This is a genomic window from Sphingomonas sp. BK069 (assembly GCF_014193405.1).
GTDB lineage: Bacteria > Pseudomonadota > Alphaproteobacteria > Sphingomonadales > Sphingomonadaceae > Sphingomonas.
The window spans coordinates 914,779-934,537 of the sequence record NZ_JACHZH010000001.1; the positions used below are offsets into that span (position 1 = coordinate 914,779).

13 protein-coding genes are annotated in these 19,759 nt (G+C 70.9%); 3 read left to right on the top strand and 10 right to left on the bottom strand.

The genetic code is table 11. The features are described from left to right. Nucleotides 1–65 precede the first annotated feature (65 nt). From trxA to FHY02_RS04660, 10 genes are all read right to left on the bottom strand, one after another. A complete protein-coding gene (trxA, locus tag FHY02_RS04615; protein WP_132910589.1) occupies nt 66–389 on the bottom strand; it encodes a thioredoxin TrxA in 324 nt (107 codons plus the stop codon). Between the two features lie 48 nt (nt 390–437). Continuing rightward, on the bottom strand, nt 438–3,893 hold the full coding sequence (addA, locus tag FHY02_RS04620; protein WP_183920690.1) for a double-strand break repair helicase AddA: 3,456 nt from the start codon (nt 3,891–3,893) through the stop codon (nt 438–440). Further along, entirely contained in the window at nt 3,886–6,882 is a 2,997-nt protein-coding gene (gene addB, locus FHY02_RS04625; RefSeq protein WP_183920691.1) for a double-strand break repair protein AddB, read from the bottom strand. Before addB ends, addA begins: the two co-directional genes overlap by 8 nt. Further along, the gene (locus FHY02_RS04630; protein WP_183921433.1) at nt 6,875–7,573 is read right to left on the bottom strand and encodes a nucleotidyltransferase family protein; all 699 of its coding nucleotides are present in this window, start codon (nt 7,571–7,573) and stop codon (nt 6,875–6,877) included. Before FHY02_RS04630 ends, addB begins: the two co-directional genes overlap by 8 nt. A 53-nt stretch (nt 7,574–7,626) precedes the next feature. Then, nucleotides 7,627–8,604, bottom strand: coding sequence for an aminoglycoside phosphotransferase family protein (locus tag FHY02_RS04635; RefSeq protein ID WP_183921434.1), 978 nt, complete (start codon nt 8,602–8,604; stop codon nt 7,627–7,629). Further along, entirely contained in the window at nt 8,601–9,065 is a 465-nt protein-coding gene (gene tsaE, locus FHY02_RS04640) for a tRNA (adenosine(37)-N6)-threonylcarbamoyltransferase complex ATPase subunit type 1 TsaE (protein WP_183920692.1), read from the bottom strand. Before tsaE ends, FHY02_RS04635 begins: the two co-directional genes overlap by 4 nt. Further along, entirely contained in the window at nt 9,062–11,398 is a 2,337-nt protein-coding gene (locus FHY02_RS04645; RefSeq protein WP_183920693.1) for a PAS domain-containing sensor histidine kinase, read from the bottom strand. The genes tsaE and FHY02_RS04645 overlap by 4 nt, the downstream gene beginning before the upstream one ends. 115 nt (nt 11,399–11,513) lie before the next feature. Next, nucleotides 11,514–14,516, bottom strand: coding sequence for a TonB-dependent siderophore receptor (locus FHY02_RS04650; protein ID WP_183920694.1), 3,003 nt, complete (start codon nt 14,514–14,516; stop codon nt 11,514–11,516). A gap of 171 nt (nt 14,517–14,687) precedes the next feature. Next, nucleotides 14,688–16,172 (bottom strand): adenosylhomocysteinase, encoded by a 1,485-nt coding sequence (gene ahcY / locus FHY02_RS04655; protein WP_221198470.1) that lies wholly within the window; start codon nt 16,170–16,172, stop codon nt 14,688–14,690. A 72-nt stretch (nt 16,173–16,244) separates the two neighbouring features. Beyond that, entirely contained in the window at nt 16,245–16,805 is a 561-nt protein-coding gene (locus FHY02_RS04660; protein WP_183920696.1) for a YqgE/AlgH family protein, read from the bottom strand. Between the two features lie 95 nt (nt 16,806–16,900). Here FHY02_RS04660 and FHY02_RS04665 point away from each other — a divergent pair, with 95 nt between their 5' ends. The 3 genes from FHY02_RS04665 to FHY02_RS04675 all read left to right on the top strand — a co-directional run bounded on the left by FHY02_RS04665 (nt 16,901) and on the right by FHY02_RS04675 (nt 19,727). Further along, nucleotides 16,901–17,380: a peroxiredoxin gene (locus tag FHY02_RS04665; RefSeq protein WP_183920697.1), complete on the top strand. Its 480-nt coding sequence runs from the start codon at nt 16,901–16,903 to the stop codon at nt 17,378–17,380. Between the two features lie 220 nt (nt 17,381–17,600). Next, entirely contained in the window at nt 17,601–19,031 is a 1,431-nt protein-coding gene (locus tag FHY02_RS04670) for an AMP nucleosidase (RefSeq protein WP_183920698.1), read from the top strand. Between the two features lie 75 nt (nt 19,032–19,106). Continuing rightward, nucleotides 19,107–19,727 (top strand): hypothetical protein, encoded by a 621-nt coding sequence (locus FHY02_RS04675; RefSeq protein ID WP_183920699.1) that lies wholly within the window; start codon nt 19,107–19,109, stop codon nt 19,725–19,727. Nucleotides 19,728–19,759 lie beyond the last annotated feature (32 nt).

Consider the following 19,759-nt stretch of genomic DNA (forward strand, 5'->3'; position numbering starts at 1 on the left):
CCTATCCCTAGGCGCGGGCAACGGCTGCCGGGAGACCGGGCTGACCCGGTCCGGCGATCAGCGGCTCAGGCGAGTTCCCCCTCGAGCCACGACTTGATCCGGCCCTTGGGCTCGGCGCCGATCTTGGTGGCGGCCGGCGCACCGCCCTTGAACAGGATCATGGTCGGGATACCGCGCACGCCGTAGCGGCCCGGTGCGTCGGGATTGTCGTCGATGTTGAGCTTGGCGATGGTGACCTGCTCGCCCAACTCCTCGCTGATCTCCTCGAGCGATGGCCCGATCATCTTGCACGGCCCGCACCATTCCGCCCAGAAGTCGACCAGCACCGGCTTGTCCGCCTGGAGCACGTCGCTCTGGAAGCTGGCGTCGGTGATCGTCTTGGTGGCCATGATGTTTCTCCTTCGTAGCGCCTTAGCTAGGGCGCGGCGTGCCCGGGCTCAACCGTCCAGCCCCAAGCTTTGCTCCGGCCCCGCCAAGCGGCGCTTGACCGGGGCGAGCTGGTCCTCGGGCAACACGATCAGCCGCGCCGCTGCGGTGTAGAGCAGCGCCGCCTCGACGCGCGCGCCGGGCACGATCACCTCCAGCGCGGCGGCATAGGCGGCCATCTGGCGCAGGTGATAGTCGGGCACGACGGCGGCGCTCTCCGGGACGACGCGCGACGATTTGTAATCGATCACGCGCACCACGCCATCGCCGAGCAGCAGCCGGTCCACCGTGCCCGAGATCACGCGCCCCGACGGCAGCGTCGCGCTGATCGGCGCCTCGGCGAGCGAGTCCGGTCCGAACAGGGGGGCGAGCGCCGGGTCGTCGAGCACCGCGAGCACCGCCGCTACCATCGATGCCGGCTCGGCGACGCCGCGCTGGGCGAGCCACGCGGCCGCGGCCGCGGCGCGACGCTGGGGCGCGAGCGGGGGCAACCGCTCGAACAGGGCGTGGAGCAGCCGCCCACGCTCTGCTGCTGCGCTGGTGGCGGGTGTCGGCGGCGGGTCGGCGACCGAATCGTCGCCGATCGACGAGGGCGTGAGCGGGCGTGGCGGCTTAGCATCCTCGGGTGCGGCGCGGCGTGCCCAGTCCGGCAGCGCCGCGGCGGGCGCGCTCGCCGCCGTGGCGCGCCGGGCAACGACAGGGGCAGCCGGCGCGTGGCCGAGGAACGTCCGCTCGCTCCCCTCCTCCGTCGCCGGAACGCCGAGCGTATCGAGCGTGCGCGCCGTCGCGGCGTACCAGCTCGCCTCGGGCGGCACACCCTGCCACTTGGCGCTGAGCGAGCCGGCGATCACCAGCCGCTCTTCCGCCCGCGTCGCGGCGACGTAGAACAAGCGCCAGTGTTCCTCGCGCTCGCGCTGCTCGGCCGCGGCGAGCGCGGCGTCGATCGCGCCGGCGCGCTCGGTCGCGCGCGGGCGGAACACGGGGATCGCTGCTTCCAGGCCCTCCGGCGTCCAAGCCAGCACGGACCGCGGCGTCGCATTCGGGTCCGCCGTGGCGTCGGCGAGGATCACCAGCGGCGCCTGCAGCCCCTTTGCCCCGTGTGCGGTCATCACGCGGACCGCATCGAGCGGCGCGGCAGCGTCGCGCACGATCTCGACCTCGTCGCGCTCGAACCAGTCGAGGAAGCGCTGCAGCGAAGGCGTCGAGTCGAGCTCGAAGTCGAGGGCGGCGTTGAGCAGTTCCTCGATCGGATCGCGCGCCTCCTCGCCAAGCCGCCCCAGCAGCTTGCGCCGCCCATCAAGCGGGCCCGACAGCAGCTGCTCGAGGAAGCGATAGGGCGTGTCATAGTCGGCGCTGGCCAGCAGCGCAGCGACCGGTGCGACCGCGTCGCCGCAGGTCCGCTGGAGATGCCGCCACAGCCCGCCTTCGCGCGGCACCGCGCGCGCCATCAGCTCGTCCTGGCTCCAGCCGATCAACGGCGAGACGAGCAGGCTGGCGAGGCTGAGATCGTCCTCGGGCTGGAGCACGAAGCGGATCGCGGCGAGTAGGTCCTGCACCGCGAGCGGCGCGGACAGGCGCAGCCTGTCGACGCCCGCCACCGGCACGCCCTCGGCGTAGAGCCGCGCGACCAGCAGCTGGGCGAGCTCGCCGCGGCGCTTGACCAGGATCATCACGTCCTCGGGTCGCAGTCCGCGTCCCTTGCTGCCGAGCAGCAGCCCGCCGTCCTCTACCGGGCGCAGCCAGTCGCGCACCTGGCGCGCGATGTTCGAGGCGTTGCGGCGCACGGCGTCGTCGGCCCAGCCCTCCTCGCCGTCCTCCTCCGCCTCGCTCGTGCCTGCGGCGATCGCCGGCCACAAGGTCACCGCCCCCGGACCAGCGACGCGGCTGGCATGGACCGGAATTGTTTCGAGCGAACCGAGCGCGTCGGCGCCGAGCTGGCCGATCGCGGCGTCGACGAACTCGAGCACCGGCGCGGTCGAGCGGAAGGACTCGGTCAGCGACAAACGGTCGAACGGCAGGCCGCGCTCGTCGTCGGGCATGTCGTCGCTGCCCGCCACCTCACCTGCCTTGCGCTGGAAATGGCGCTCCGCGGCGAGGAAGGTGAACGGGTCGGTGCCCTGGAAGCCGAAGATCGCCTGCTTCAGGTCACCCACCGTGAACAGCGTCCGCACCGAGGGCGCGAAGACGCCGCGCCCGACGAAATATTCGTCCACCAGCGCGCGCACGATCGTCCATTGCGCCACGTTGGTGTCCTGCGCCTCGTCGACCAGCACGTGCTCGCTCTGCTGGTCGAGCTTGTAGCGGATCCACTCGCCGATGCCGTCCTGCTGGAGCAGCGCGACCGCGGCGCCGATCAGGTCGTCGAAGTCGACCGCGCCGGCGCGGCGCTTGGCGGCGGCATAGCCGCGCGCATACTCGCGGCCGACCTCGAGTGCGGCGCCGAGCAGGTCGGCGTAGGCGGCGCGGCTGCGCAGCAGCAGCAGCTCGCCGCACCAGCCGTGGAGGCGCAGCGCGTGGTCGGCGTAATCGGGATCGGCGGGGGCGCGCCCCTTGCCGAACGACTGCGGCTCGCCGTCCTTGCGCGCCCAGACGAGGTGGAGCGCGTCGAGCGTGGCGGCGCGCTCGGCCGGCGCGGCGGCCAGCCATGCGCCGATCGCCTCGGCGCGCTCCACGCCACTCTTGGTGCCCCAGCCGCGATTGAGCGCGGCGAGCGTGTCGAGCGCGGCGCGGTCGACGCGGTCGTCGCCGCACGCGTCATGGACGTGCGAGTCGAGGTCGCCGAGCGGCACGCCGAGCTGGCCGCGGACGAACGGCGCGATGCCGCTCGGCAGCGCCTCCAGCGCGGCGCCGGCGCGCGCGCAGGCGACCAGGAACTGTTCCGCGCCCTGCTCGCCGAGCCGCAGGCTGAGCCGGCCGATCGTCTCGACCGGCGCCGCACGTCCCTCGCGCTCGGCGTCGACCAGCAGATCCGACAGCGCCTGGCGCCGCAGCAGCGCCTCCTCGCGCGGCTCGAGCGGGCGGAAGCCCGGCACCAGCCCGGCCTCGATCGGGAACGCCGCCAGCAGCCCCTGGCAGAAACCATGGATGGTCTGGATCCGCAGCCCGCCGCCCGGCGCGTCGAGCACCTTGGCGAACAGCGTCCGCGCGCGCGCGATCAGCGCGGGCGTGGTGCGCTCGCCGAGCGCGAGCAGGTCGGCGGCGAGCTCGGTCTCGTCCATCCGCACCCACGCGGCGAGCTGCCGATTGATCCGCCCCGCCATCTCGGCCGCGCCCGCCTTGGTGAAGGTAAGGCACAGGATCGCGCCGGGCTCGACGTCGCGCAGCAGCAGCCGGAACACGCGGGCGGCGAGCACCTGGGTCTTGCCTGTCCCCGCCGAGGCCGAGAGCCACACATGCGCCTCGGGACGGCTGGCGCGGAGCTGCTCGCCACGCAAGGTAGGTAGCGGGCCGACCGCGCGCTCAGCCACGCGCCTGCTCGCGGCCGTACCATTCGTCGCGGCGCATCAGCTGGTCGTACTCGGCGTAGGGTGCGAACTCGGGGTGGAGCTTGGCGGTGAACGCCTCCTCGCCGGTGAGCCAGCGCGCCGCCGCCTGAGCGAAGCTCTCGCGCGCGGCGGCGACGAACTCGCCGGTCGGGATGCGACCGCCCCTGCCGGCGGGATCGGCAGGGGAGCTGACCGAGCCGAAGCCCTCGCCTTTCTTGGCGAGAGACCAGTATTCGAAGGCGGTCGCGGCGCCTTTGACGTCGGCGAAGCCACCCTGTTCGGCGATGGCACCGAGCAGCCCGAGCTGGAGGTTGAACCCGCCGCGCACCGCCGCGACCGAGGGCGCCTTGCCGGTCTTGTAGTCGATGATCCCCAGCCCGCCGTCGGGCATACGATCGATCCGGTCGAAGCGACCGTCGAGCGCGATGCCGGAGAGCTCGGCGCGGCCGCGCCCCTCCACGGCGAGCACCTCGCGCCCCTCCGCACGATCGGCCAGCGTGCGCGCCGCGATCCACTCGAACGCCGCGACCAGCCGCGGCTGCCAGAGCGCGCGCAGCAGCGGGTGCGCCGCGGGATCCTGGAGCAGGAGCCGCGCGCGCGGCAGCAGCGCGGCCGGATCGCAGCGATCGTCGCGCGCCCAGGCCTCGAGCACGGCATGGACCGCGGTGCCACGCCACGCCGCGCTCGGGTCGGCGTCGACCGGGTCGAGCGGCAGCAGCTTGAGGATGCGGCGCGCGTAGAAAGCGTAGGGATCGGCCTTCAGCCGGTCGACCTCCGTCACCGAGATCGCCCGCGGGCGTAGCGCCGCAGGCGGCAGCGGCGCGGGCCGCGCGGCGGGATGCGGCGCGCCGCCATGGTCGAGCGCGCGCGCCCAGTCGGCCAGCGCCGTCGTGCGCGGGAAGCGCTCGCCCGCCATGGCCTCCAGCCGCAACCAGAAGCGTGAGGCGAGCGCCGGCGAGCGCTGGTCCCGCCGCGCGCGCGTGAGCAGGGCGCGGGGGGCGCCGAGCGCCTGCGCGAAATCATGCGCGGCGGTGCCGATGCCGCGCTCCAGCCCGGGCAGACCCAGCTCGGCACGGACGCGCGGCGCGAGCCACGGGTCGGGCGCTGGTAGGCCGGGCCACACGCCTTCGTTGAGCCCCGACAGGATCATCAGGTCGGCGGACTGAAGGCGCGCCTCCATCAGCCCATAGATGGCCAGTCGCGGGTGGCGCTCGCGTGGCAACAGCCGGATCGCCGACTCATCCATCAACTGGCGCAGCATCGTCGCGAAGCCGGCCGGGGTCACCAGCGCCGGACCACGCGGCGCCTGCTCCTCCAGCGCGGCGATCAGGTCGGCCGCGGCACGCCCAGCGGGGCCGCGCCACGCTTCGTCGCCGGCGAGCCGCTGCGCGGCCTCGCGCAGCCCCGCGACGAGCGCCGCCAGGCCCGTCTCGCCGTCGCCGAACACGCGCGCGATCGGATCGAGCAGGACACGCGTCTCGCCCCACCACTCGGCCGCGCGCGAGCGGATCGCGCGCTCGCGCTCGTTGCCACCCGCGAGATGGCGGTCGATGCCGTCGAGCCCCGGCCCTGGCCGCGGCCCGCGGAGCGCGCGGTCGAGCCTGCGCACGCCGTCGAGCCACGCCCCACGCTCGGCACCCGCGCGGATCAGCGGGTGCTTGAGCAGGGTCAGCAGCGCCATCGGCGCGAAGCCCTGCGCCGCCGCCTCGACGATCGCGGCGAGCAAGGTGCCCGGCGGCAGGATCGTCAGCGGTCGCCCCGCACTGTCGTCCACCTGGATGTTCCAGCGACGACAGTGCGCGGCGACGCGACGCGCCAGCGCGCGATCGGGGGTGACGAGCGCGGCGGTGCGGCCTGGCTCCTCCACCGCCTCGCGCAGCTTGAGCGCGATCGCCTGCGCCTCCTCCGCCGGCGTGGCGAGTTCGACCGCCTCCACTCCCGCGAGCCGGCGGTCGGCAGCGTCGAGCCCGGTCCATTTGGCGGTGAAGGCGGCGGGAGCGAGCGCGTTGGCGATGGCACGGCCGCGCGCGGCGCCCGCGTCCTGCTCGCTGGCCGCGCCCCAGCGGGTGACCTCGCCGCGCGCAGCGCCGATCCGCTCCAGCAACAGCTTGAGGTGGAACTGCGGGTGAACCTCGATCGCGCGGCGGCGCAGCCCCGTGATCGCATCGGGCCGATGCGGGCCGAGCGCTTCCCACTCCTCCTCGGGAAGGTTCAGGTCGAGGTCGGCGAACACCACCGATCCCTCAGGCAGGCCAGCGACGACGCGGAGCAGCCGCGCCACCGCGGGCGCGGGATCGGTGATGCCGGCGGCGCAGACGAAACGCGCGGGCGGTTCGGCCCGCCACCGCGCCGCCTGACGGTCGAGCAGCTGCACCCGCCGCCACGCCGCGTCGATGCGGCCGAGCCGCTCGCGCTCCTGCGGCCAGCGATCGAGCAGCAGCCGGAACAGCCGGAGCGACGCTTCCCAATGGTCGGACAACCCCTCGCCGGGATCGATCGCGGCGAGTGTCTCGGGCGGCACCTCCTCGACGATCAGCTGGTCGAGCGTGCGCGCCAGCTCGCCCGCGAGCCGCACCGCCTCGGCCGCGTCGACCGCGCGCCCGCTCGCGGCGCGCTCCTCGCTGACTAGCCGGGCGAGGATCATGCGACGCTCGAGCGGGTCGATCGCGGGCGGCAGCGGCGGCACCGCGTCGGCCGGATCGAGCGCAGCCCCGACCGCCGCCTCCAGATCGTCGCCCCCGAGTGCCACGATCCGCGGCAGCAGCAGCGCGCCGCCGCTGGCGCGCACGAAGGCGTCGCTGATCGCGAGTCCGGCGCGATTGTTGGGTACCAGCACGACGCCGCGCGCGAGCGCCATGCGGTCCGCGCCGTAGCGGCGCAGCAGTCCGGCGACGAGCGCGTCGGCGAAGGAACGGTGCGCCGGGATGGAATAGAGCCGCAGGCCGCGCCGGCGGCCGGGCGAGTCAGACATCGGCGAGCAAGGCCTCGGTACGCGCGATCGCGCCCGGCACGTTGACCTCGGACCACAGGCCCTGATGGACGAAGCCATAGGCGCGCCCGGCCTCGATCGCGCGGTTCCAGAAGAGGTTGGTGGAGAACGGCCCCTCCGGCCAGTCGCGGATCAGCGACGGCGCCATGATCTGCACGCCGGTATAGACGAAGGGCGCGACGCGGCCGGGCTTGCGCCGTCCGGTCACGCGGCCGTCGGGAGCGAGGTGGAAGTCGCCCTGCCCGCCGTGGTTGTGGGCACGCGCGCACGGCACCATCAGCATCAGCGCGTCCATCGTCGCGCCGTCCCAGCGCGCGGCGAGCTGGCGGATCGCGTCGGTCGGCCCGTCGAGCCAGAAATTGTCGCTGTTGACGACGAGGAACGGCTTATCCCCGAGCAGCGCGCGCGCCTTCACCAGTCCGCCGCCGGTCTCCATCAGCCGCTCGCGCTCGTCCGACACGATCACCTCGATGCCGCGCACGCGGTGGCGCAGATGCGCTTCCAACGCGTCGGCGAGATAGTGAACGTTGACTACCGCGCGCTCCACCCCGGCCGCGCGCAACCGGTCGAAGACATGGTCGAGCAGCGCGCGTCCCGCCACCTCGACCAGCGGCTTGGGCCGCGTCGCGGTGAGCGGTCGCATGCGCTTACCGATCCCCGCCGCCATCACCATCGCGGTGCGCGGCACGCGTGCGCCGGGATCGGGGCGGATGTAGTGCGGGCGGGTCACGCGCGCGCGCCGGCGATCAGCATCGGGTCGCCACGCAGCTCGGGAGGCAGGTTGTCCGCGAACCAGCGCGCCACCGGGGCAAGCACCGGCTGGCCGAGGTCGCGCTCAAGATAACCCCACACGCGCGGGCACAGCGCCGGGTAGCGCGGCTTGCCGTCGCGCTGCCACAGTCGGGTGAAGATGCCGATGATCTTGGCGTTCCGCTGCGCGCCGAGCACGTGATAGGCGCGCAGGAAGGCGTCCCCCTCGCCCGTCGCGGCTCGGTAGCGTGCCAGCATCCGCTCCTCGAGCGATGGGTCGACGTCGCGACGCGCGTCCTGCAGCAGCGAGACGAGGTCATACGCCGGGTGCCCCGCGAGCGCGTCCTGGAAGTCGAGCAGGCCGAGCGAGCGCCCGGCACCGACGAGCATCAAATTCTCGGCGTGATAGTCGCGCAGCACGGTCACGGGCACCGCCGCCTCGGCGTGGCCGAGCACCTTGTCCCAGGCGGCGCGATATCCCTCGACGTCGACCGTGACGCCGATCGCGGGGCAATACCAGTCGGTGAGCAGCCCCGCCTCGCGCTGCAGCTCGGCGCGGTCGTAGGCGCGTACCGCGGCGGCAGGATGGCCGCGTAGGGCCACGAGCAGATCGATCGCGGCGGCGTAGAGCGGCACCGCGGCCTCCGGGTTGGCGTCGGCGGTCTCGCGCAGCCGCTCGTCGCCGAAATCCTCGAGCAGCACGAGCCCGCGCTCGAGATCGACCGCGTGAACCGCGGGCGCCGCGAAGCCGCGCTCGGCGAGCCAGCGCGCGACGTCGAGGAACGGGCGCGGGTCCTCTTGCGGCGGCGGCGCGTCCATCAGGATGCCGCGCCGCTCGCCCGCGACGACGCGGAAATAGCGCCGGAACGAGGCGTCGCCCGCGAGCGGGTCGATCCGCGCCTGGTGCCAGCCGTGGGTGTCGAGAAAGGCCGCGGCGTCCGCCGGCGGCGTCATCGGGGTCGCCATCGCGCTCCCCAAGCGGGCGGCGCCTTCCAAGTCAAGCGCCGCGCGCCGTCCGGCTCGGCGGCAAGGGTGAGTGCCAGCGCGTCGGGCCAGCGCCCCATCCCGGCGCGTTCGGGCCATTCGATCAGCAGCGCCGAATCGAGCCGCGCCTCGTCGAGGCCGAGTTCCTCCACCTCGATCGGATCGTCGAGCCGGTAGAGGTCGACGTGGAGCAGCGGCAGCGACACCTCGGGCGGCGCATAGGGCTGGACGATCGCGAAGGTCGGGCTCGGTGCTTCGTCGGCGAGCCCGAGCGCCGCCAGCACGCCGCGCGCCAGGCTGGTCTTGCCCGCGCCCAGTCCGCCCGACAGCGTCACCACATCACCGGCGCGCAGCAGCGGCGCGAGCGAGGCGCCGAGCGCCAGCGTGGCGGGGGCGTCGGCCAGCCGCAGCGAGCCGTGCGCGACACTCATCGCCGCGGCAGCTCCACCGTGATCAGCGTGCCCTCGCCAGGCTCGCTCACCAGCGTGATCGTCCCGCCGTGCGCCTCGACGAACTGCTTGGCGAGCGGCAGCCCCAGCCCGAGCGCGCGCTCGCTGCCGGCCGAGACGCCGCTCTGCGCGAAGCGGTCGAAGGCGCGCGCGGCGACCTCGGGCGACAGGCCCTCGCCGTCGTCGGAAACGATGATGCGCGCAGTCTTGGCGTTGCCGTCGACGTGGAGCAGCACGCGGCCTCCGCTGCGCGCAGAGCCGACCGCGTGACGCAGCAGGTGCTCGATCGCCTCGCGTATGCGCCGCGCGTCGCCGGTGAGCCGGCCCGCCGACCGCTGCACCTCGATCGCCAGCTCGACGTGGTGGCGCTTGGCCGCCGCGCGCAGCGCGTCCGCCGCGGCACGCGCGACCGCGCCGAGATCAACGTCGCTGCGCTCGAGCGGGCGCGCGCCGGTATCGGTGGAGGTCAGGTCGAGCACGTCGTCGATCAGGAGGCCGAGGCGATCGACCGAGTCGAGGATGGCGTCGAGATAAGCGGTCGCGTCGGCAGACAGTTCACCGGCATAGCCGCCGTGCAGCATCTCCGCGAAGCCGCTGATCGAGGTGAGCGGCGTGCGCAGCTCGTAGCTCATGTTGGCGACGAAGGCGGTCTTGACGCGGTCGGCCGCCTCCAACGCGTCGTTGCGATCGCGCAGCGCCTGCTCCATCGCGCGGCTGTCGGTGACGTCGAGCATCGTGAACAGCGCGTTGCCATCGGGCAGCGGCACCGCTGCGAACTCGAAGTTACGCCCGTCCGCCAGCGCAATATGCCCCGCGCGCTGCTGCCGCTCGACGGTGGCGACGCGCACCAGCTCGGCGATCGAGCGCGCGCGGCGCGGGTTGGAGAGCTTGGCCGCGACCTTCTCGGCGATGACGTCGACGCGGGGGTGGCCGGTGAGGAACTCCTCGTCGAGATCCCACAGCGCGCGGAAGCGATTGTTCCACAGCTGCAACCGTCCATCGGCGGCGAAGACGCCCAGCGCCTCGAACAGGTTGTCGAAGGTGGCGGTGCGGACGCGCAGCAGGGTGTCGCGCGCGCTGGCGAGCTGGACCTGTTCGGTGCGATCCTCGAAGATCAGCAGCAGCCCACCGTCGGGCAAAGGCTGCGCCACGACGCGCAGGTGCGTGCCGCCGGGCAGGTGCCAATTCTCCTCGATCGCGCCCTCGGCGTCGACGAACCAGCCGCGCCGTTCCGCCTTCCAGCCGGGGAAGTCGCGCACCTCGGGCACGCGATTGGCCTCGCGCATCCGCTCCAGCACGCGATCGAACTCGGGCCGGTCGGCGAGCCACTCCAGCCGCATCGCGAACATGCGGCGGAACGGCTGGTTGCAGAAGACCAGACTGCGGTCGCGCCCGAACTGCGCCACGCCGGCGGAGAGGCGGTCCAGCATCGCGCGCTGCGCGTCGGCGAAGCGGCGTTCGCGCGCGTGGCTCTGCTCCAGCTCCTCGATGTCGATCGCGTAGCCGGCGACTCCGCCGACCGGCAGCGGCACGTCGTGGATCCGCAGCGAGCGCCGCGCCCCGCCGATCGTGGCAGGCAGGACGCGCTGCTGCGGTCGGCCCTCCGCGAGCGCCACCTCCGCGCCGGCGCTGGGTCCACCCTGCCCCGAGCCGTCGACCAATTCGAGCCCGCGCCCGACCACGTCGGCGGCGTCGCTGCCCTCGACCGCGCTGACATAGGCCGAGTTGACGATCGCGATGTGCAGATCGGTGTCGCGATACCACATCGGCAGCGGTGCCGCCTCGACGAGCCCGGTGAGCGCATCGAAAGCGTCGGACAGCTCGGCATATTCGGCACGGAGCCGGCGCCGCTCGCCCTCACTGACGGTCGAGTCGTAGAACCACAGCAGCACCGCGCTGCCGCGCCGCTCGCCCTGCACCGTCAGCGTGCGCTGTCCGTCGCGCGCGTGCAGGCTGCGCGAGAAGCCGCGTGCCGAACGCTGGCACGCCGACAGCTCGCGCGCCATCGCCTCCGCGTCGGACGAGTCCATGCCCCACCCCGCCGCCTCAAGCTCCTGGAGGTAGGACGGCACGCCCGAGAGGCCGAGCCAGTCGGCGACGCGGCGCGCCATCTCGACGCGCCCGTCGGGATGGACCACCACCGGCTGCATCGGCGCCACCGCCAGCAACGACTCGAGCGCGTCACGCCCGCGGATCGCCCCCGCCGCGGCGGCACGCGCGCGCAGCCCGAGCGCGAGCAGCACCGCACCGGCGACCAGCAGCAGCGCCACGACGGTACCGACGATCACCGCGGTAGCGGGCGCGATCGTGATCATGGACGCTGCACCATGGCACGCAGGGACGGCATGTCCCGTGATTTAGCAAGCCCTTCGCGCGGGAAAAGCGCCTGGACGGGGAAAAACGAGCGTTGCGGGGCCGCCCGTTCCCCGATCAGAATAGCCGATCAAGCGCGATCCGCGCCCCCGCGTAGTAATAACGGCCGAGGAAAGAATATGAATACGGGCCATAGCCGGTCGGCTCCACGCCAGCGCCCGTCAGGTTGTTGGCGCCAAAGTAGAAGCTGAAATTCTTCTCGACCGCGATCGAGGCTTGGATGTCGTGCTCCCAGCGCTCGCGATAGTAGAGATACTCCGGCGCAGCGATATCCGGATTGGCGCTGACCTGATCGCGGGTGAAGCGCCGTACCTTGCTGGAATAGTTGATGCCGTAGTTGAGCGTCACCGCTCCCTTCGTCCACGTCAGGTCGAACGTGCCCGCGTATTTGGGCGCGGGCAGCGTCGGCAGCTCGAGCTGGTCCTCGCGTTCGGCGCCTGGTGTCGGTACGAAATCGAGCCGGTCGAGATAGTTGCCCACCAGCTTCAGGTTGAAGCGCCCGAGATCGCCGGCATTGAGACTATACGCGACCTGAAGATCCAGGCCCTGTGTGCGGAACGCAGCAACGTTCTCCGGCTGTAGCAGATAATCGTTCACGTAGCCAGTTACACCGCTGCGCGAGACGTTCGAGCAGTAGGGATTGTCGAGTGTCGGCTGATCGACGCACAGGTCGACGAGCTGCTGCGCGGTAGGCGAGTTCACTGCGTTGGTCAGGTTGATATTGTACCAGTCCGCCGTGATCGACAGACCCGGCAGGAAGCGCGGTAATAGCACAACCCCCGCGGTCCAAGTTTTGGCGGTCTCCTCGCGCAATTCCCTGTTGCCGCCCGTCCGACCCGGTAGGCTGGCGGTCGCGACGGGGTCATTCACCGGATTGAACGCGGTGATCTGCGCCGGCGACAGCCCCGCCGCGGTGAGCGCGGCCTGGCAGTTGGCAGCGCGGTACTGCGTGCCCTCCGGCAGGTTCTCCGGATCGCAGGGATCGTCGATGAACGAGAAGGCGCCGCTGACCGGCGCATAAAGCTCGCTGATATTGGGCGCGCGAACCGCCTCGGAATAGCCGCCGCGGAAGCGGATATCGCGTATCGGCGCCCAGATGCCGCTCACCTGCCACGTCGTGGTGTTGCCGACGGTGGAATAATCGGAGACACGCAGCGCAGCGTTGAACTCGAGCGTGTTGGCGAAAGGCAGGTCCTTGAGCAACGGCGCGCGGAGCTCGCCGAAGGCTTCCTTGACGTCGAAGCTGCCGCTCTGCGGCCCGACCTGGGAGAAATCGAGTAACTCGCCCTGCTCCACCCGGGGGTCGGGATCGAAGCGGCTGCTCTCCTTGCGATATTCGGCGCCCAGGGCGAAGCCGATCGGGCCGCCGGGAAGCTCGAAGAACTGGCCGAAATCACCGCTGATCGAACCAGACACCACGTGCTGCTGCACCCGGTAGAAGTTGATCATGTCGGCCTGCACGAAGCCGAGCGCCGCGGCGCTGGGCGAGCCCTCGCCCAGGATGTTGAGCGGCTGGCACCCGCTGCTCGCGCCGGGCGTGAAGGTCGTCGCCGGCGCATCGAAGTTGTTCGGGTCGATGTTGGCCGTGGGATCAAGGTCGGAGCGACAGACGATCTGCCCGGTCGCGGGATCGCGTACTGCGTCAAGCGCAGCAAAATAGCGGTCGCTTATGCGATAGTTGGTGGACAGGAAGCGGCTGTCCGTGCGGCCATAAGTGTAGGAGATTTCGTAACGTGCGTGATCGCTGATCTGCCCGTCCGCCCCGATGACGGATCGGTACGTCTCGCGCTTGGACGATTCGCCGCGGACGCCGAAGTCGAAATTGTCGCGCGAGACGAGAGCGCCATTGGCCGCCGCGTCGGCGCCGAAGCGATCGATCAGGAAGGCGTTGTCGGGTGCGAGATAGGAGAAGAAGTCGAAGCTCGGCTGCGACACCGTGTAGCTGTGCGTGTTGGTATATTTGCCCTGCGCGAACAGCCGCAGCGCGGGGGACACCTCGAAGCTGCTCAGCAGATTGACGTTGTGGATTCGGTTTTTCGGTTGGAGGTCGCCCTGGTAACCCGCCTGCGGTGTGCTGTCGCCGCCCTGGACCAGGCCGGTGCCCGGCAGGCTGACCCCGCGGTCGTAGACCCGGCCGTCCCCGTTGAAATCGGGTATGCCGTCCAGATCAAGGTCGACGGCGCCTCCCCGCGAGCTGTCGGCGTAGCGCAGATTGTTGGTGCGGATGCGGTCAAATCGTGTGGGATCGTCGGGGATGTCGGCCGGGTCGCGAACGATGCCATAAGTGCGCAGCGGGTTGCCGGCACGCTCGCGCGCGAACGAACTGACACGATCATCGTCGCGGAACTCATAGTTCAGGGCGATGTTGCCGCGACCGTCGGCGAAGTTCTTGCCGCCGGTAAGGGAGAAGAAGCGGCTGCCGGCGTCGCCATATTCCGAGACGCCGGTCTGCGCGCGTGCGACCAGCCCCTCGAAATCGCGCTTGAGGACGAAATTGACGACACCTGACACGCCGTCGGCGCCGTAGATCGCCGAAGCCCCGCCCGTCGTCACGTCGATACGCTCGATCAGATCGGCGGGTATCGTGTTGATGTCGACCGCTGCGGTCCCGGGTAGACCGGCGACGTGGCGGCGTCCATCAACCAGCACGAGCGTCCGGTCCGCGCCGAGATTGCGAAGGTTGAGCAGATTCACGCCGGCAGCGCCGTTGTCGGCGGTGGAACCGGACTGGCTCGCGCTGGTCGAGGAACCGATCAGCGCGGGGTTCTGCGTCAGGAAGTCCGTCACGTTGACACGACCCGACTGCTGCAACGACGCCGACGAGTAACTAGTTACCGGAGTCGGCGAGTCGATCTCGGGCCGGGCGATGCGCGAGCCGGTGACGACGATATCGACGGGATCATCGGCCTGCGCCGTATCCGCCGCAGTCGGGGCCGCGGCAGGTGCGTCCTGCTGGGTCGCCGTCTCGAGCGGTTGCTGCTGCGCGTGCGCCGGCTGGCCGAGGCCGCCCGCCACCAGCGCGACCAGCGCGCACCCGCTCCGCCAATGCGAGATCGTCATCGTCTTCCCCTGCTTCGAGGCCGTGATGTTACTGTCCCATTAGGGACATCTCGGCATCTTTGTCGCAAGGGTTAATGTGACATTCAGCCACGCTGTTGCGCCGCAGCAACATACGAGAAGGGCGGCACCTCGCGGCACCGCCCCCGTCTTTCTCGCGATCGCGCGGGGCGATCAGTAGCGATAATGGTCCGGCTTGAACGGGCCAGCGACCGGCACGCCGATATACTTGGCCTGCTTTTCGCTCAGCTGCGACAGCTGGACGCCGAGCTTCTCGAGGTGGAGCGCCGCGACCTTCTCGTCGAGGTGCTTGGGCAGGACATAGACCTCGTTCTTATAGGTCTCGCCCTTGGTCCAGAGCTCGATCTGCGCGAGCGTCTGGTTGGTGAACGACGCCGACATCACGAACGACGGGTGGCCGGTCGCGCAGCCCAGGTTCACCAGCCGGCCCTTGGCGAGCACGATGATCTGCTTGCCGTCGGGGAACTCGACCAGGTCGGTGCCCGGCTTCACCTCGGTCCACTTGTAGTTGGAGAGCGCGGCGATCTGGATCTCCGAGTCGAAGTGGCCGATGTTGCAGACGATCGCCATCGGCTTCATCGCCTTCATGTGATCGGCGGTGATGACGTCGGCGTTGCCGGTCGCGGTGACGAAGATGTCGGAGCGCTTCACCGCTTCCTCCATCGTCACGACCTCATAGCCCTCCATCGCCGCCTGCAGCGCGCAGATCGGGTCGATCTCGGTAACGAGCACGCGCGCGCCGCCGTTGCGCAGCGACGCGGCCGAGCCCTTGCCGACGTCACCGAAGCCGGCGACGGTCGCGACCTTGCCGGCCAGCATCACGTCGGTGGCGCGGCGGATCGCGTCGACCAGCGACTCCTTGCAGCCGTAGAGATTGTCGAACTTCGACTTGGTCACCGAGTCGTTGACGTTGATCGCCGGGAACGGCAGCTCGCCCTTCTTGGCGATCTCGTACAGCCGGTGGACGCCCGTTGTCGTCTCTTCCGAGACGCCCTTCAGGTTCTTGACGGTTTCGGTCAGATAGCCCGGCTTCTTGGCGATGAACGCCTTGACCGAACGCTGGAACTCGACCTCTTCCTCATTCTCCGGCTCGCCGAAGCTCTGACCGGCCTCGAGCTTGGCGCCCCACAGCGCGAACATCGTCGCATCGCCGCCGTCGTCGAGGATGATGTTGGCGGTGCGGCCGGTACCGTCGTCCCAGTCGAAGATCGAGCCGACATAGTCCCAATAATCGGCGAGTGTCTCGCCCTTCACCGCGAACACCGGGATGCCGGCGGCGGCGATAGCCGCGGCAGCGTGGTCCTGGGTCGAGAAGATGTTGCAGGTCGCCCAGCGCACGTCGGCGCCGAGCGCGGTCAGCGTCTCGATCAGCACCGCGGTCTGGATCGTCATGTGCAGCGAGCCGGTGATGCGCGCGCCCTTGAGCGGCTGCGCGGCGCCGTACTCGGCGCGCAGCGCCATCAGGCCGGGCATCTCGGTCTCGGCGATATTGATCTCGGCGCGGCCGAAATCGGCCAGGCCGATGTCCTTGATGACGTAATCGTTGGTGTTGAGCGTGCGGTCAGACACTGGGGCGGTTGCCACGGCGTTGTCTCCAGACTGATAGGGCCGACCAAGGCGCCACGCACCGGTCGGCATCCGCGCGCCTTAGCCCGCCAAACGCCGCCGATCAAATATAAAGATATCTTTATATGGTTGTGGGAGAGCGGCTCAGCTGTGTCCGCTCTCGCTCGATAGCAGCCGCGGGTCGACCCCCGCGGCGGCAAAACCGCGCGTCCAGCGCCGCTCCACCGGCGTGTCGAACAGCATCTCGGGCGAGTCGGCGACGTTGAGCCAGCCGTGACGCGTCATCTCCGCGTCGAGCTGCCCCGGCGCCCAGCCCGCGTAGCCGAGCGCGACCAGCCAGCGCGACGGGCCGTTACCGGCCGCGATCGCGCGCAGCACGTCGAGCGTGCCGGACAAGGCCCAACGCCCGGCGACGTCCAGCGTGTCATGCCCGCCCCAGTCGCTTGAGTGGAGCACGAAACCGCGCCGCGTCTCCACCGGTCCGCCGAAGTGAACCGGCGCGTCGGGCGCCTCGCCCGGCGCGATCTCGAGCTGCTCGAGCACGTCGTGCAGGCCGAGCCCGTTGACCACCGCGCCGATCCCGACGCCGAGCGCGCCGCTCTCGTCGTGGCTGCAGATCGCGATCACCGAATGCTCGAAGCGCGGGTCACCGATCCCTGGCATGGCGAGCAGGAACTGACCGGTGAGATAATTGGCTTGCTCCATCGCGCCGAACCTAGTGCGTGCGGCGGCGCTTGCCAAAGCTTGAAATCACCCGGGGCGGCTGCGACACCGTCGCGCCACTCGAACCGGAGACCCCTATGACGATCAGCGTCGGCGACGCTCTGCCTTCCGTCCGCCTCACCAAGGTCACCGCCGAGGGGCCGGAGCCGGTCGACTCGGCCGAATATTTCAAGGGCCGCCGCATTGCGCTCTTCGCGGTGCCGGGTGCCTTCACGCCGACCTGCTCGGCGCGACATCTGCCGGGCTATCTCGACAAGGCCGGGGAGCTGCGCGCCAAGGGAGTCGACGAGATCGCCTGCACCGCGGTGAACGACGCCTTCGTGCTCGGCGCCTGGGCCAAGCAGAATAGCGCCGACAGCGTGACGATGCTGGCCGACGGCAACGGCGAGTTCGCGAGCGCGCTCGGGCTCGACATGGACGGCAGCAAATATGGCATGGGCAAGCGCAGCCAGCGCTATGCCATGGTGGTGAACGACGGCGTGGTCGAGTCGCTGGAGGTCGAGGCGCCGGGCGAGTTCCGGGTGAGCTCGGCGGAACACCTGCTGACGCTGCTGTAACCCTTTGATGCCTGCCGGTACGGAGAGGGCGACCGCCGCGCGTGAGCGTGATGGTGGATGGGGCTCTCCACGCAGCGCAGCGCATGCGGAAGCCCCCCTCCACCGCGCCCTGCGGGCGCGGTCCCCCTCCCCGCGAGCGGGGAGGATTGCTGATCATCGCCACCAGCTCCGTGGCAAGCCCCGACTTGCCGCAGTCACACGTCGAATGTAACCGTCGGGAATGACAGCGAACGACATCGTACAGGAACTGAACCGGCTCTACAGCGCGTCGGTCGACCGGCTGAAGGCAGCGATCTCCCTCTACATCGCCGAGGGCACGCCCCCCGCCCCCGAGACGCGACGCGACGGCTCCTTCGCCTATCCCGAGATCCGGCTCCGCTTCGCCGGCGGCGACGATCGCCCGACGCCACTGCGCTCCTTCGGCCGGCTGGTGAGCCCCGGCGAATATCGCATCAGCGTCACCAAGCCCGCGGTGTTCGCCGATTACCTGATCGAGCAGCTGACCCTGCTGATCGAGGATTATGACGTCACCGTCAGCGCCGCGGCGGGGACGCAGGAAATCCCCTTTCCTTACGTGATTGACGCCGGCCACGCGCTGAGCCTCGACACCGTCTCCGCCGCCGAGTTGGCGCGCTGGTTCCCGACCACCGAGCTCGCCTATATCGGCGACGAGATCGCCGACGGCCTGTGGGCCTCGATCGACGGCACGCGCCCGCTCGCGCTGTTCGACGGGCTGCGCACCGACTTCAGCCTCGCGCGGCTGCGCCACTACACCGGCACGCCGCCCGAGCACGTCCAGCGCTACGTGCTGTTCACCAATTATCACCGCTACGTCGACGAGTTCGTCCGCTGGGGTGCGAGCCAGGTCGGCGGCGACAGCCGCTTCACCGCGCTGTCGGGGCCGGGCGGCGTGCTGTTCCAGGCGGGCGACGATCCCGCCATGCTCGACGACAGCGCGTGGCGGCGGCTGCAGATGCCCGCCTATCACCTGATGGCGGACGATCGCACCGGAATCACGCTCGTCAACATCGGCGTCGGTCCGTCGAACGCCAAGACGATCTGCGACCATCTCGCGGTGATGCGACCCGAGGCCTGGGTGATGATCGGCCATTGCGGCGGGCTCCGTCCGTCGCAGCGGATCGGCGACTATGTGCTCGCGCACGCCTATCTGCGCGACGACCACGTGCTCGACGACATGCTGCCGCCCGAGATACCGGTACCCGCCATCGCGGAGGTGCAGCAGGCGCTGGCACGCGCCGCCGAGACCGTCAGCGGCCAGTCGGGCGACGCGCTCAAGCGGCGGCTGCGCACCGGCACGATCGTCACCACCGACGATCGCAACTGGGAGCTGCGCTACGCCCGCTCGGCGCTGCGCTTCTCGCTCAGTCGCGCGGTGGCGATCGACATGGAGTCGGCGACGATCGCGGCGCAGGGCTATCGCTTTCGCGTGCCCTACGGCACCCTGCTGTGCGTCTCGGACAAGCCGCTGCACGGCGAGCTCAAGCTGCCGGGCCAGGCCAACCGCTTCTACGAGCGTGCGATCAGCGAGCACATGCGGATCGGGATCGAGACGTGCGAGGAGCTCCGACGCGAGGGCGCCAAGCTGCACAGTCGCAAGCTGCGCGCCTTCAACGAGCCGCCCTTCCGCTAAGTGTCGGCGACTGCCTTGGAAACGAAGCGGCGGCCGCGCGTTACGCGGCCGTACCATTTCGCCAGGGAGCAGATGATGGCCGACGACAGCAGCGATACGCCGACCCCGGCGCCGACCTCGTCCAAGCCGGCGACGCCGCGCCGCCGCGCGCCGCGCAAGGCCAGCACAAGCGCGGCGAGCAAGCCGGCGACGAAGCGCAAGACCACGAACGACACGCCCACGCCGAAGCGCCGCGCCGCCACCAAGCGCTCCGCGGCGGCTGAGCCATCTACTCTGGAGCAGGCCGGCGAGGCGGTGACCGCGGCGACCAAGAGCGTGTCGCGCTCGGCCGGCGCCGCACGGAAGCGCGCGACCCGCGCCGCCACCGACACGCGCAAGAGCGCCACGCGCGGGGCGCGCAGCGCCGGCAAGGCGGCCTCGCGCGCAACCGACAAGGTCGGCGGCAAATGGGGTGCGGCGGCGATCGCCGGCGGCGTGGCGGCGATCGGTGCGGCCGCGACCGCGGCGCTCCTGTCGCTGCGCAGCTCGACGCCGAAGCAGCCCTCGCTGCCGGCACCCAAGCCCGACGGCAAGGGCGGTACGAAGCCGGAGGGCAAGGCCGGCGCCAAGCACGGTGGCGCGCACCAGCCGGACGGCACCGATTCGAGCAAATCCTTCGAGGCGAAGATCGCCGACGAGAACACCGTTCCGGAGTGAGGGACCCACGATCGCCTTCCTGCGCCCCGGCG